This window comes from Streptomyces sp. NPDC058240, from assembly GCF_042882135.1.
Lineage (GTDB): Bacteria > Actinomycetota > Actinomycetes > Streptomycetales > Streptomycetaceae > Streptomyces.
Genome location: NZ_JBHVWT010000017.1, coordinates 76,311 through 89,893 on the forward strand (window position 1 = coordinate 76,311; position 13,583 = coordinate 89,893).

At 67.2% G+C, this 13,583-nt stretch carries 10 protein-coding genes and 1 pseudogene; 3 read left to right on the plus strand and 8 right to left on the minus strand.

The features are described 5' to 3' along the window. Positions 1-13 precede the first annotated feature (13 nt). Positions 14-646 carry a ScbR family autoregulator-binding transcription factor gene (locus tag ACFVX4_RS24955; RefSeq protein WP_389980977.1) on the minus strand — a complete coding sequence of 211 codons (633 nt, stop codon included), beginning with the start codon at positions 644-646 and terminating at the stop codon, positions 14-16. A 405-nt stretch (positions 647-1,051) separates the two neighbouring features. Between ACFVX4_RS24955 and ACFVX4_RS24960 the strand changes: the two genes are divergently transcribed. Then, entirely contained in the window at positions 1,052-2,074 is a 1,023-nt protein-coding gene (locus tag ACFVX4_RS24960; RefSeq protein ID WP_389980978.1) for a ScbA/BarX family gamma-butyrolactone biosynthesis protein, read from the plus strand. A gap of 64 nt (positions 2,075-2,138) precedes the next feature. On the opposite strand, the gene ACFVX4_RS24965 is transcribed toward ACFVX4_RS24960, so the two are convergent. Beyond that, positions 2,139-2,978 carry an NAD(P)H-binding protein gene (locus ACFVX4_RS24965; protein WP_389981081.1) on the minus strand — a complete coding sequence of 280 codons (840 nt, stop codon included), beginning with the start codon at positions 2,976-2,978 and terminating at the stop codon, positions 2,139-2,141. A 128-nt stretch (positions 2,979-3,106) separates the two neighbouring features. On the opposite strand from ACFVX4_RS24965, the gene ACFVX4_RS24970 reads away from it, so the two are divergent. Then, on the plus strand, positions 3,107-3,778 hold the full coding sequence (locus ACFVX4_RS24970) for a ScbR family autoregulator-binding transcription factor (protein ID WP_389980979.1): 672 nt from the start codon (positions 3,107-3,109) through the stop codon (positions 3,776-3,778). A 26-nt stretch (positions 3,779-3,804) separates the two neighbouring features. Here the strand turns inward: ACFVX4_RS24970 and ACFVX4_RS24975 are convergent, their stop codons facing one another. From ACFVX4_RS24975 to ACFVX4_RS25000, 6 genes and pseudogenes are all read right to left on the minus strand, one after another. After that, positions 3,805-5,373, minus strand: coding sequence for an FAD-dependent monooxygenase (locus tag ACFVX4_RS24975; protein ID WP_389980980.1), 1,569 nt, complete (start codon positions 5,371-5,373; stop codon positions 3,805-3,807). A gap of 138 nt (positions 5,374-5,511) precedes the next feature. Further along, positions 5,512-5,895 (minus strand): DUF6009 family protein, encoded by a 384-nt coding sequence (locus ACFVX4_RS24980; protein WP_389980982.1) that lies wholly within the window; start codon positions 5,893-5,895, stop codon positions 5,512-5,514. After that, positions 5,892-7,418 (minus strand): phage/plasmid primase, P4 family, encoded by a 1,527-nt coding sequence (locus ACFVX4_RS24985; protein WP_389980983.1) that lies wholly within the window; start codon positions 7,416-7,418, stop codon positions 5,892-5,894. Before ACFVX4_RS24985 ends, ACFVX4_RS24980 begins: the two co-directional genes overlap by 4 nt. 2 nt (positions 7,419-7,420) lie before the next feature. Then, positions 7,421-8,385 (minus strand): annotated as a pseudogene (locus tag ACFVX4_RS24990) (bifunctional DNA primase/polymerase). 829 nt (positions 8,386-9,214) lie between these two features. Then, positions 9,215-10,432, minus strand: a complete 1,218-nt coding sequence (locus ACFVX4_RS24995; protein WP_389980985.1) for a ParB/RepB/Spo0J family partition protein — start codon at positions 10,430-10,432, stop codon at positions 9,215-9,217. Beyond that, positions 10,429-11,679 carry a ParA family protein gene (locus ACFVX4_RS25000; protein ID WP_389980987.1) on the minus strand — a complete coding sequence of 417 codons (1,251 nt, stop codon included), beginning with the start codon at positions 11,677-11,679 and terminating at the stop codon, positions 10,429-10,431. Before ACFVX4_RS25000 ends, ACFVX4_RS24995 begins: the two co-directional genes overlap by 4 nt. Positions 11,680-12,863: 1,184 nt before the next feature. On the opposite strand from ACFVX4_RS25000, the gene ACFVX4_RS25005 reads away from it, so the two are divergent. After that, positions 12,864-13,580: a hypothetical protein gene (locus ACFVX4_RS25005; RefSeq protein WP_389980989.1), complete on the plus strand. Its 717-nt coding sequence runs from the start codon at positions 12,864-12,866 to the stop codon at positions 13,578-13,580. The last annotated feature ends 3 nt before the right edge of the window (positions 13,581-13,583 follow it).

Genomic DNA, 13,583 nt, shown 5'->3' on the forward strand with positions numbered 1-13,583 from the left:
GGCCGGGGATCCGTCACACCGCCTCTTGCGGCCGCCGGGTTCCCCTGGCCTCGATCACGGCGAGACGCGTCGCCGGCACGAGCGTCGGCAGCAGCAGCCGCCAGAACCGCATGACCGTCGACACCGAGAGCCACGGCGAGTCCCGGACCCCGAGCACCTCGAATCCCACGGTCGCGGCCACCACGGCGGTCACCGCGTCCTGGACCTCCGTCCCGCGGCGCAGTTCGCCTTCGGCCTCGGCCTGTTTCAGCGTCTCCTCGACCCAGCACCGCCAGCTCTGCCGCAGGTCCATCCGGGGCGGGCGGGACGTCTCGCCGCTCAGCGCGAAGCCGACCCGCAGCACCACATCGCCCCGCAGGGCGTCGGCGAGCGCATGGGTGACGTCGACGAGGAGTTGCACCCGGCTCACCCCGAGCGGCAGCTCGCCGTTCGTGACGGCCAGCAGCCTGGTCAGCGCCGCCTCCTCGACAACGTCCACCAGGACGGCCTTGCTGGCGAAGTGAAAGTGCAGCGCTCCGTTGCTCACGCCCGCCTGCGAGCTGATCGCGGTGAGCGACGCCGTCGAAAAACCGTCCCGGTCGAAGACCTCGGCCGCGGACCGGATCAGGGTTTCACGCGTACGCGCCGCGCGTTCCTGTTTGACCATCAACTGCTCCGTCACTGCCGGGGGTTGCCGTGCTTGCCGAAGGGCAGGAGACGACTATAACAAACCGTGCGCGCGGTTTCTGAAAAGACTACCTGCTCATCCGTCAAATGGGGCCGGGTCCCGGTCCGCCCACCAGAACGCCGCGAGTGCGCCTTGAGTCACCCCACTCGAGGACAACTTGTGTCACGCTCAAACCATGTCGGACCAGAAACGGACGCCAGCTCGGCCCTGGAACGCGCCGGCCCGGCCTCATCCCCGAGAACAGGCAGACCGGAATAAACATCTCCGCCGTTTTTGGGTGCCAAGGCACCAGAGGCACTAGAAATTAAACCGGTTGGTATGTATTTTCGGGCCAAGGAACAGCCCATCCCTGAACACACCTTTCGCACCAGCCCAGGGGGAGCAATGTCTGCGAGCACGTTTCATGTCGAACCAACAGCGTTCGACAGAGAAAGGACAAGAGGCACCAAGGCTTCCACGATCAAGCCCGACGGTTTCCACCCCACCACTCTGACCACCACCGTCCCCAAGGAACTCGTACACCGGTCCGCTGTCGCGGAGGTCATGCTCACCGACTGGGAGAGGGTGGACGACACCCACTTCGTCATATCCGCTCAATGGCCGCGCAGCCACAGCTTCTTCACCCCGGTCGCGGACGGCTACCACGATCCGCTCATAGGCTGCGAGACGCTCCGCCAGATCGGCATCCTCCTGGGACACGCGGAGTTCGGCGTGCCCTTCGGCCACCAGTTCCTCGTCTGGGACCTCGACATCGCCGTATGTCCGGAGCATCTACGGATGGGGTACGAGCCCGCTGCGCTCAGCATCGACGTCGATTGCACGCAGATCAGCCGGCGCGGCAGGAACCTGTCGGGGCTGCGCTTCGAGGCGGTCTTCCACCGCGACGGGAACGTCGTCGCGAGCGGGGGCGGTTCCTTCTCCTGCATGGCGCCCGCGGTCTACCGGCGGGTGCGCGGCGAGCACACGCCCGGCGGCAACTGGTACCAGCTGCCGCTGATCAGCCCGGCGGCCCCGCAGAGCGTCGGGCGCATGTCGCCCATGGACGTGGTGCTCTCCCCCACGAATGAACCGAACCGCTGGCAGCTGCGGGTGGACACCCGGCATCCCGTGCTCTTCGAGCACGCGGTCGACCATGTGCCGGGCATGGTGCTGATCGAAGCCGCCCGCCAGGCCACGGCAGCCGCCCTCGGCCGGTCCTCCTACCTCCCGCTCGGTATCGCCAATGAATTCAAGCGGTACGTCGAGCTGGACTCCCCATGCGTGATCGAGGCGTCCCTGCTGCCCGGCACGGCCTCCGGAGACGAGCAGAGCGTCCTGGTGACCGCCCATCAGGACGGTGAGCTCGTCTTCAACTCCACGGTGACGGCCGGGTCGTATGGCATCCGACCTCTGACGAACGGCATCTGACCGGTGCCGAACATCGACTTGCCCATGACGGACGGCGGCTGCCCTCACCGGTGCCCGAAGGCGCTCACCCGAAGGCACCCAGGTGATCGCTCGCCCATCCGCGGAAGGTTCCGGCCGGCCGGCCGAGCAGACCGGCGACCGTGCCGTCCACCTCCGCCTTCGAGCCCTCACGGCCGCGCTCCGCGCTCTCCAGCAGCGCCTCGACGATGTCCGCCGGATAGCGTGCGCCCAGTGCGGTAAGGGCCTGCTCCGGGCCCAGTTCCTCGAACCGGAGCGGACGGCACAGCAGTTCGGCGAGCTGGGCCGTCTGCTCGACCGCGGTGATCGCCTCCGGACCGGTCAGCGTGTGGACCCTGCCCGCATGACCGTCCTCGGTGAGGGCACGCACCACCACCTCCGCCACATCACGCGGATCGACGCAGGCGTTGGCCGACGCCCCGTACAGCGCCCGCACCACGTCGTCCGAGCGGATGGACCCCGCCCAGGAAAGCGCGTTGGACATGAACGCGCGCGGACGCAGCAGAGTCCACTCCATACCGGATCCGCGCAGCAGGTCTTCGTTGCGGCGCTGCCACCGGGTGATCAGGTCCGCGGCCCGGCCGTCCGCGACCGCGGCCGCGGAGAGTTTCACCACGTGCCGCACGCCCGCCGACCGGGCGGTCCGGAGGAAGCCCGCGTCGTCGTCCCCATCGGGGTTGGTCACCAGGAAAACGGTGCGAACCCCACGCAGAACACCCACCAGCGAAGCCGGATCCGAAAAATCCCCGGGGACGATCTCAGCCGCCGCACTCGCACCCGTGACTCGCCCCGGATCCCTCGCCATGATGCGAACTGCCAGGTCAGCCGGGATCCTTCGGACCACTTCGCGCCCGATGGTCCCCGTGGCACCGGTGACAAGAATCATGGACTTCCCTCTCTTGTCTGACATTTCCCCGACCGGTACAGACGAGGAAGCGGCCTGTAAGATACGAACTGGACGGTTTCTTTACCGGCCTCCCGACGTTCGACCACCCTGAGGAGGGAGGAGGCAAAGTGGCTGAGCAGCTACGAGCCATCCGTACCCGTCAGACAATTCTTTCGGCGGCGGCCAAGATCTTCGAGGAACATGGGTACCAAGCGGCCACGATCTCCCAGATCCTCACCGAGGCGGGAGTGACCAAGGGCGCCCTGTACTTCCACTTCCATTCGAAGGAAGACCTGGCTCAAGGCGTCCTCGCGGAGCAGGACCAGCGGATCATCGTTCCGCACCGCGCCTCTAAGGTGCAAGAGATCGTGGACGTCGTGATGCTGCAGGCCCACCGCCTGCAGACCGATCCCATGGTGCGCGCCGGCGTGCGGCTGACGATGGACCAGCTGGCGCAGAGCCTCGACCGGAGCGGCCCGTTCCTGCGCTGGGGCGAGGTCGGCCTCGACCTGCTCCAGCAGGCCCAGGCCCAGGGCGAGTTGCTGCCCCACATCTCGCCGTCCGAGACGGCCGATGTCATCGTGGGCTCCTTCGCCGGCATCCAGTCCATGTCGCAGGCCGTCTGCGAGTACCGCGACCTTGTGGGGCGGGTCTCCGCCCTGATGCGTCACGTGCTGCCCAGTGCGGTGGTGCCCTCCGTCCTCGCCTCTCTCGACCTCTCCGAGAGCCGCGGAGCCACGGTCTACGCCGAGGCCGTGAAGGCGGCCGAGATGCGGGACCTCGTCGAAACGACCGGCTGAGCACCGGATGTTCCTGTGGGGCACCGTCAAGGGTGCCCCACAGGAGCGGCGCCCTCAGGAACGACATCCTCGGGGCCAACTCCCTTGCGGTCGACGCTCTTGCGGAAGTACGCCGACAGCACCTCCGTCAGGTCACGGACGCCTGGCACCCAGGCGATGTAGCCGTCGGGCCGCACCAGCAACGCGTCGTGCGGCACCTCGGTAGTGGGCCGGGCACGGACCACATGCAGGACCCCCACCCATTCCCGTGCCGCCTCGCGGTGGCCGCTGTCTTCCTCGCCGAGGAGCAGCAGCAGCGGCCGGCCGTCACGCAGCAGCCCGATCACATCGGTCTCGCCGGTTGCCGTGCTGAGCACCGCATTACGGAGAAACGTTCCCGTTGCCTGGCAGGATCCCCTGGTGTGATCCGATCCCCCGGTGTGGTCCGGAAGCACCGTGTCCTGTGCGCTGATCATGCCGCCGAGGTGCCCGTGCTCACGGTCCGCCGACAGGACTCCGGTGAACACCCTTCGTAGGGCGTCGAGTTCGGGGCCGGGCCGCATCAGGGCGAGCTGGGCCTGCGTCTGGTCGATGACCCGCCGGGCGACGGGACGGCGCTCCCGGTCGTAGGTGTCGAGCAGACCCGCGTCCGCCGATCCGTGCACCGTCAGCGCCAGCTTCCAGCCCAGGTTCAGGGCGTCGAGCACCCCGGTGCTGAGGCCCTGCCCTCCGATCGGGAAGTGCACATGCGCCGCGTCGCCCACCAGGAAGACCCGCCCCGCACGGAAGGTCCGGGCCAGCCGCGCGAAGTCGCTGAACCTGCTGAGCCAGCGCGGCTCATCCATCGCAATGTCCCGGCCGGCGATCCAGGACACCTCCCGGCGCAACTCCTCCAACGTGGGGGGAAGTTGCCGGTCCGGATGAGCACCGTCGCAATTCAGCGTGCGGATGTGTGTCCTGCCCTCCGCGTCGAGCTTGGCCACGATCCAGCCGCGCTCGGTGCGGTGCCAGCCTTTGGGAAGCTCGTCCGGCTGCGCGAGCGTGACGGCGCCCATGAGCGCGGACACCGTCGCCGGGTGGGTCTCGGAGGCGATGCCCGCCTGGTCGCGGACCGTGCTGCGGGCGCCGTCCGCCCCCACCACGTACTCGGCGAAGCAGACCGCGGTCCCCTGCGGCCCCCCGGCCGTGACCCGTACCCCGCCGTCCTCCTGGACGAACTCAAGCACCTGGTGCTCGCGCAGGATCCGTGCCCCGGCCGCCCGCGCCCGCGCCTCGAAGTGCCGCTCCAGCTCCACCTGGGGGCACTTGAGGATCGGCTCGGGTTCGCGTGCGGGAACCGTGATGGTCAGTCCGGGCAGGCCCGCGAAGTGGAACGGGCTCTCCGCCGCGTCGTCTGCGTACGGGTACCCCTCCCCCGGCAGGTGACCGCGACGGGCCAGGGTCTGCACCGCTCGGGCGTGCAGCGTGGTCGCCTTGGGCTGGTCGGACACCTCGGCTCGGGATTCCAGGAGCACGGTGTCGACTCCGTACCCGGCCAGTTCGGCGGCGACGAGCATGCCGACCGGTCCCCCACCGACCACCACGACCTGTGCCCGTACCGGACGTTCCCCCTGCACAGCGACGCCTCCCCCTGGCTGCGGTCCATCCGCTGAAAGAAATATACCGGACGGACTGTTTCCAGGGGAACCAGGATGGCGACCGGGCCGAAGTGCGTGTGCCCGGCACTGACGCGGGAACCACTACCGAAGCTCAAGCTAAGGCTCCCGCGTCGCGGACGACATCGGTCCGCCCTCCGAGCGCTCGGTCTTGTGCCCCTTGCTGCCCGGCGCCAGGGTCCGCACATCCACGGCCTCCGCCGGCGCCCCCCTCGCGTACAGCCCGTCGGGCTCGGTGTCCCGGTCGTGCGGAAGCAGCCAGAACACCCGTCGTCTGAACGTGCCGGAGGAGCGGGACGGCTTGGCCCTCGGCCCCAGCAGGGCGTACCCGACCATCCGGCCGTCACGGTGATACGCGGGTCTGCCGCGCCGGGTCGGCAACCGGTCCAGACTCTGGCGGACATAGTCGAGCCGACTGATGTCCTCCAGCCAGACCAGGTCCATTTCGTCGACGATCTCGTCCTCTGCGATGAGGGCACTCATACTGTCTCCTCGTCCGCGAGCAGGCCGATGCCCGGGTAGTACTTGCGCTGGTTGGAAAGGATCATTTCCTTCGGTGACGTCAGTCCCACCACCTCGCGGACATGTGCCGCGAAAGCCCGGGACGATATCGCCGGTGCGCCTTCATTCTGGCACCAGCTCCTGTAGGCCGCGTACAGCTGCGCCTGCTCGGCGCGCAGATCGGCCTCAAGCCGGCAGGTCTCGTGCACGAAGCGCCCGGTGTGGTCCTCGGTCTCGGCGTACGCCGTGGTCGCGATGCGGACCCGCTCGGGATCCGAGAGGTCCTTGGCGCCCCCGAGGTAGCGACGGGCGCCTTCGATGAGCCAGTTGAGAATGCCCGCACCTTCCTGGGTGACGAGGATGTCCGCCAGGTTGTCGATCTTGCGATCGTCGGAGACGACCCGCTCGAACGGGATCAGCCGCATGCGCCGCCAGAACGCGAAGCCACCCGTGCCCACCTCGGGCCGGTGATTGCCGAGCAGCCACATCTTGTGCGTCGGCTCGAAGCTGAAGAAGTCCTGCCTCATCCGGCGCGCCTTGATCCGGTCGCCACCGGTGAGCAGCTTGACCCGGGCCTCGTCGAAACGGTCCCCCGGCTTGACTTCGCTGCACACGATCACGCGGCGGCCGTGCAGTTCGGCCAGATCGGTGGGATGGCCCTCGTACGGACGCGACATCAGAAACCCCGGAGGCGCCGCGTCCGCGTAGTCCCCGAGCAGCTTCATCAGGACGTCCAGCAGTACGGACTTGCCGTTCTTCCCGGAGCCGAACAGGAACGGCATGACCTGGGCGCCGACATCCCCGGTAACGGAGTAGCCGAGCAGCAGCTGGAGAAAGTCGATCATCTCCGCACCGTCCGGCCCCTCGCCGAAGGTGTCGGTCAGGAATCGGTTCCAGCGCGGCGTGGGCATCGGCTGTGGCGCGGCCGAGGTGGAACGGGAGTGGAAGTCCTTTGTCGGATCGGCGGCACGGATGTGTCCGGTGCGCAGGTCGACGACGCCCGCGGGCGTGCACAGCGCGTACGGATCCGCGTCCAGCCGCGCCGCGTTGAGCACCATTCCCGGGGCGGACTTCGCCTGCGTCAGCATCGCGTTCATCCCACTGGTGCTCAGCGTGCGACGGCGGTGCTGCTGCAACGCGGCCGGAGTGTAGACGCCTCGCGGATCGGTGGTGGCAATGGACTCCGCCAGGTCGCCCGCCGACCACATCACGGTGTCGTCCTCGTCGATCTGCCAGCGGGTGCCGTCCCATCGGTACCAGCCGATCCCGGGAACGTGCCGGTAGTCGTTGCGATAGAGCTTGACGAACAATTTGGCGTTGCCGCGGTCGGTGAGCGTGTCGGGCAGCAGCCCGTTCGCCGTCGCCTCGCCGTCCCCCTCCGGTGTGGCAGCGACCGTGTACCGCGCGGACTCGTCGCTCTGCCGGGGCGCCGGAACGGGCTGCGCAAGGATCTGCGCGGCCACGACCTGGACGTCGAAGGCGGACAGTGCTCTGTCCTCGTCCACACTCACGCACGCCCCCCGAGGGACAGCGGGCGTGTCAGACCCGCGCTCAGCCCGCGCCGGATGATGGCCAGGCACCGCCGTTGCTGCCCCGGGCGGGCCTGCTCGGCCGCATCCCGCAGCACCCGTGTGGCCTCGGCCTCGGTGAGGTGCCCCGCTGCGACCAGACCGCCGGCGGTGTACGCGGCCCGGTTCAACTTCTCGGAGAACGCAGCGCCTTCGGGTACGGCCGCGCATGCGGCGACCTCGGCGAGAACTCCGGTCAGTACCCGGTCCCCCGCCCCGCGTCCGCCACCCGCCGCGAGAACCGCCTGCCGGGCGCGGGGCGGCACAGGCCGGGTCCCCGGCATGGAAGCGGACGGCAGATGCCCGGTGCGCTCCAGCTCCCTGGCGAGCCAGGCGGGCAGCGGAGCAGGCACCCGCACGGTTCCCACCGGCCGATAGATCCCCGCGGGGGTCACGGTCCCGGGCGCCACGATGTACCCGCCGTGCGCCCGGACGTCGACCTGCCAGGCAAGGGCCCGGCCGCCGCCCGCCCCGGAGGAGCACTGCCAGTGATGCCCGCCGTCATTGCGGTACCACACGTGCAGGCCCCCGGACGGGGTGCGGACCCGCAGCGTCGACTCGTCGTCCGCCGGGCTGGCAGCGCCGCGCAGGGCGGCCAGCACTCCCAGGGTGTGGAAGCCATTGGCCAGCCCGGTCAGGTCGCCCCCGGCGGAGATCCCGACACCGGGCAGCAGCCGGTCCCGGTCGGGGAGTTCGCACGCATGCGCGTCGACATCGATGACGACGAGGCCGGCCGGACCAGTGGCAACACCCACCCCGAGATCGGGGCGGGAACCCCACCACTGCCGGATCCGGTCGAGATCGAGCGTGGCTGCATGAAACCCATGACACCAGCGGCCCGCACGGATACAGTCGCACCCCCTCGGGCATGACCCTGGCCGCGGCACACCTCGCAGTTGCCCACAGGCGTTTTACGGCCCGGAGCAAGAGGATGAACCGGCCACCCCTGGCGCGCACACCACGAAGCAGTTGTCAGAGGCTGCGAAGCGACCGGTGCAGATCTCTCGAACTGCCGTGGGTCGCTGCGCGAAGCCTGCAGCTCAGCTGCCATTCACTTCCCCCATCAGCGACTGAAGCGACTCAACTCCCACAATCAGATTAGCGAAATCTGAGAGAGAGGAGAGGCGCATGGGATAGAACGTATGTACGTATCCGCAAGAAGCCCCAGCGACCGAGCGACTGAAGTCCACAGTGGCTGACGGTCGCTCAGTCGCTCGCCCGCAGGCACGCAGAACACCAGGTCAAAGGCTTGCGCAACACAGAACAGCGACTGAAGCGACTCAAGTTCGCCATATATGACGCTCACACGCGCTCACACGCACACGCACGAATGTCTCCATATACCTGAACCTTGAGTCGCTTCAGTCGCTGTTCTCCCTCGACTGGGGCCCTGACCTGCAATTTTTGCTCTATGCCCGAAGCGACTCAGCACTCATTCAGTCGCTGGCGTTCAGTCGCTGAACCCGCTCCCCCACCGCCCGAACCGTTCAAGTCCGTCTGGATCCGGACTCATGCGGCCTCCCCATCACGACCGCCCCCACTGGCGCATACCAGCCAATCGCGCCCGCCGAAGGACACGGACATGCAGGCCCATAACAACGGGAGTTCCGCTGCACAGGCGGCCAACACACCTGCTACAGCGAGCAGTTCCTTGCTCGCTGCCACCACCACCACGGCGGCCGGGCCGGGCCGGGAACCTATGCCAGTCCCCCGGCCCGCCCTCACCGGGCCGTTCACCGAACCGAGTTGGTGCCCTCGTCGAGGATCCTGTCGACAAGGATCTTCCGCTGCGCCTCATCCATCTTTCTCAGTACGAGCTCGGCAACCTGATGACCGTCGTGCCAGGGCATCTTCGTGACCTTGCCGAGGGCGACGATGCCGGACTCTCCCGGGGCCAGCTGTGTCGGCGCCACCTGTCGTCCGGCCTGCTCCGATCGCTGGCTGGGCACTTCATCCTGCGTCGGCGATACCGACTCCCGGGTCCCGGGGCTATCACGCCGTGATAGCTCGGCCTGCCGCTCCTCCGAACTATCACGGCGTGATAGCCCTACGTGCAGCTCCTCCGGATTATCACGGCGTGATAGCCCCGTCCGCTGATCCTCCGAGCTGTCCGGGGTATCCGGGGTATCCGGGCTGTCGGAAGTACCGGCCCTGTCCCCGGTCCCTTCCACTCCTCCACTCTCTTCCACTCCCCCGCTCTCCGGATTATCACGGCGTGATACTTCACGCGCTGCCGAACGCCTCTGGCCACCTGCGGCAGCCCGTGCATCCGCCTGCTGACGCTGCTCATCGGGCGGGAGCTTGGAGAGATTCCGTACGTGCTCGATCTTGCGGCGCCCCTCCAACAGGTCCGCTTGGAGTTGTGGGTCGAGGTCCAGCACGGAGAGCTTCGACGAGATGGTCGACTGGGCGATGCCGAGTCTCTTGGCTGCCTTGGTCTGGGAGCCGTAGAAGTCGACGAGCGTGCGCAGGGCCTGCGCCTGCTCCAGGGGGTTCATGTCGTCACGGTGGACGTTGGCGACGAAGGCCGCTTCGAGAAGTGACTCGTCGGTGGAGACAAGAGCGTTGTCGACGCTGACGCGAATCGTCGCAGCTCCGGCGAGACGTGCTGCGGCAAGTCGGCGGTGGCCGTCGACGACGATGTACCGGGCGCCCTCGTCGAGGTCGGCCGCGCGGTCCGGCCGCTCTGCCAGGTAGGCCTCGACGGAGGCCACGGTGACGGCGTTGACGAGACCGATCTCCGCGATGCTCTCCGCCAGCCCCTGGAGATCGCGGAGCTCCTCGCGAGGGTTGTCGGGGTTCTGGCTGATGAGGCTCAGAGAGAGCTCGGTCGGTTCGGGAACGCCGGCCGTTGGCACGCCCGTAGCAGCACCGATCGCAGCCCGACGGGCGCTGATGGGGCGGGCCTGGGCGAAGGAGGCGCCCGCTCCGAGGTTCTTGGCCTTACTCACTTGCTGATCTCCCGGGCGAGGGCGCGAAGGGCGACGGACTGTTCGCAGCGGGGTGCGTAGGCAAGAAGCGGCCGCTTGGCGCGGACGGCTTCCTTTTGTTCCTTGAGGTCTCCGATGACGCCTACGACACGCGGATCCTTTATGGCCATCCAGGACTGGAGCGAGGAGGTGGCGATGTAGCCGCGGCGGGCGTCGTAGTGGTTGACGACAAGGCCGAGGTAGTCGACGTCGAGCGCAAGGTCGTTGCGCATGTCCTCGATCTGGGACGTGAGCAGTTCGTAGGCGTCGGCACTGCTGTCCTCGGCCTGGACCACGATGAGAACGCCGGAGTTGCCGGGCACTTCCTGCGGGCGGCGGCGCCCGTAGTAGGTGGCCGCGTCCATGCTCAGTCCGAGGCTGGGCGGGCAGTCGATCAGGATGACGTCGTAGTCGGGCTCGACTGCGGAGAGGGCTCGTTCGAGGGCGGCTTCGCGTGCGCGGACGGATGCGAGACGTACATCGAGGAGAAAGGCATCGGTGCAGGCGGGCAGAAGATTCAGACGCCCACCGAACCGGTCTTCGTCGATCGTCACGATGAGGTCGCTCAGTGGACCCTTGCCATCACCGGCCATGTGATTGGTGAGGGAGTCCCCGTCCATGGCGAGGGGAGCGTGGCCGAGCTGCTTGGTGAGGTGCCCCTGAGGGTCGAAGTCGACGAGCAGGACCCGCTGCCCGAGTCCGGGCAGATCTTCAAGAGCGAGCGGATCATTGGCGGCTTCCTCGTCCTCTTCGAGGAGTGCGGCAAAGTGCTTGGACACACGAACCGGCACCAGGGCGGTGGAGTCTTCCGCGAGAGCTTCGCCGGTTCCGGCAGTGACGGCAGTCTTCCCGACGCCGCCCTTCTGGTTGCAGATGACGACGCGGCGGACGATGTCGGGACGCTTCACCGCGGGAGCGGGATGGCTGTCCAGCCACACGCGTACGGACTGGGCCAGACCCTGGATCAGGGATACCCCCCGGCGCTTGCAGTCCGAGCGGAATCCGGTCCACAGCTGGGCGGGCAGGAACGTCGCGAAGGACTCCGCCCCAGAAGTGTCGATGGGGGAGAGGTTGGATCCGAGACCGCGCCATGCCGTGATGCCGGCTTCGACAGCGTCCTGCATGTCGATGCCATGTTGAACGGCGCGGACCTTGAGTTCCTGGCGGAGCCAAGAAGGCAGCTTCGAGACGACCTTCTCGCGGTCGCCCCTGGTGTCGGGTGTCGTCATAGTTCGTCACTCTACTAACGCCATAGATCAATTGAATGCATGAAACGTTAGCTGTGTCGCCTTTTTCGGGTGGGGGGCTATCACGCCGTGATAGCCCCCACACCTGCCGCCGGGCCCCCTCAGCTATCACGCCGTGATAATCCCAGGGCCCGGGACCGAGGGATGCCTTCGAAACAGCGTGTCCGCACGAAGCACCCATGCCATGCACACATGGCCCGGGGGAGTGGCCCATGAGGAGTCGTCACTGCTCAGCGTGGTGGAACCACTGCCACTGCCACTGCGAGCCGAACACGGCAACCACCAGCGGCAATACCATATACATCCGTACCCACTTCAGCTATAATGCGCTCCTTTTGCAACTGATGCCCTCCGCCGCTCCCAAACCCATCAAAGAGCAGCAACTGGAGTCTCTACAGGACATCTTGTCCATCGCGGGTGCCGAGCTGGCCGGCACTCAGCTGATGAACCATCGCGGACAGCCGGGCCCGTGGGACTGCGGGTCGGACAAGACGGTGCAGTGGCTGATCACAGTGGAGGGCTCGGGTAAGCACTCCCGCCGCAGGATCCATGACCCTTTCGTCGGGGCTGGCTTTCGTCGGCTGAGGTTCAGTACGGCGAGTAGAGGGCTCAGCCGGTGACGTCCGCTCAGGAACGCCAACTGACGCCCGAGATGACGTGCGCGCCCGACACGGACGCATTGCTCCGGGCCTGAGGGCGATGCCGAACGTCGGGTGCGGGTCTTCTTTTATAAGAGGCGCCGGGCCTCGAAACAGCGCTGACCTGCACATATGCGAAGTTGATCATGCTCTGGCCGACACATTTGGTAGGTCGAAATGTTAACCTGGCCGGCACATTTGGCCCAAAAAGTTAGGCTCAGCCTAACTTTTCAAACCGGCTGGGCACGCCGGAGAAACCGCAGGTCAGCGGCGTGCCGGTGCCGGGCGAACATCCCGGCACATGGCATTGATCCGAATCGATCCGAACAAAATGTGCCGCAATATTGACACCGGAAGTTAGGCTCAGCCTAACTTCCGGCACTTTCACGCACTAAAACTTCGGTTCAGTCGAACTTTTGAGGTGGGCGTGTTGACCCCTGTGACTCGGAGCGTGTCGAGCCGTCAAAAGTAAGGCTCAGCCGAACTTTTGGGATAGCCTCGGACCGCCTGAGCAACAAGGAGGGTCCAGTGACATCTGAAACGCCGTCGCGCCAGCCGCGTCGGCCACGAGCAGTGCCCTCTCCCGCTTCCTCGCCGGAGAGCAACACCGTGTACGACGACATCCTGAACCTGCTGGGTGAGCAACTCGGCGCGACCGCCCAGGAGACAACACCGTCGAGGACAGGGAAGCCCAAGCTCAAGGGCGTCACCTTCGAGTACGAGAACGACCCGCGATCCGTTCACAGCTTTGCCGGAGGCGCCGGCTACAGCCTCGCCAGCAACTGGTTCACCCAGCTGCTGCCCCAGCTCTTCATCGCCAACGGCATCACGAAGAGCCAGCTGTGCGTGTTCCTGTACGTAGCGGGCGGACAGAGGCCCGGCACCGGGATCGCGGAGTACACCCAGCAGGAGATCACCGACGGCCTGAACGGGCTCGCGGCCAAGAAGCCCGGCGCCAAGATGATCACGAGGCCCACCGTCAACCGCGCCGTCCGAACCCTCTGCGAGTACAAGTGGCTCGAATCGGCGGGGAACGGGCGGATCCGCCTCAACGTGACGCTCTGGTTCCAGGGCAACAGCGCCGCCCAGCACGATGTGCTCGCGCAGATCGCCGCGGACCACGACGACGACCCCACCGCATTCCCGCACAGCATTGGTCCCGAGATGGTCCACCACCAGGAGGCGCTGGACCTTAACCTGGAAGGCGTAGTGCCCGAGCCTGTCAGAAGGAAGCGCACAGGGTGATGC

What these genes read in the sequence shown, in the direction of transcription:
- ACFVX4_RS24955 (WP_389980977.1), bottom strand. Translation starts at nt 646, where the DNA reads ATGGTCAAACAGGAACGCGCGGCGCGTACGCGTGAAACCCTGATCCGG.
- ACFVX4_RS24960 (WP_389980978.1), top strand. Translation starts at nt 1,052, where the DNA reads ATGTCTGCGAGCACGTTTCATGTCGAACCAACAGCGTTCGACAGAGAA.
- ACFVX4_RS24965 (WP_389981081.1), bottom strand. Translation starts at nt 2,978, where the DNA reads ATGATTCTTGTCACCGGTGCCACGGGGACCATCGGGCGCGAAGTGGTC.
- ACFVX4_RS24980 (WP_389980982.1), bottom strand. Translation starts at nt 5,895, where the DNA reads ATGAGTGCCCTCATCGCAGAGGACGAGATCGTCGACGAAATGGACCTG.
- ACFVX4_RS25000 (WP_389980987.1), bottom strand. Translation starts at nt 11,679, where the DNA reads ATGACGACACCCGACACCAGGGGCGACCGCGAGAAGGTCGTCTCGAAG.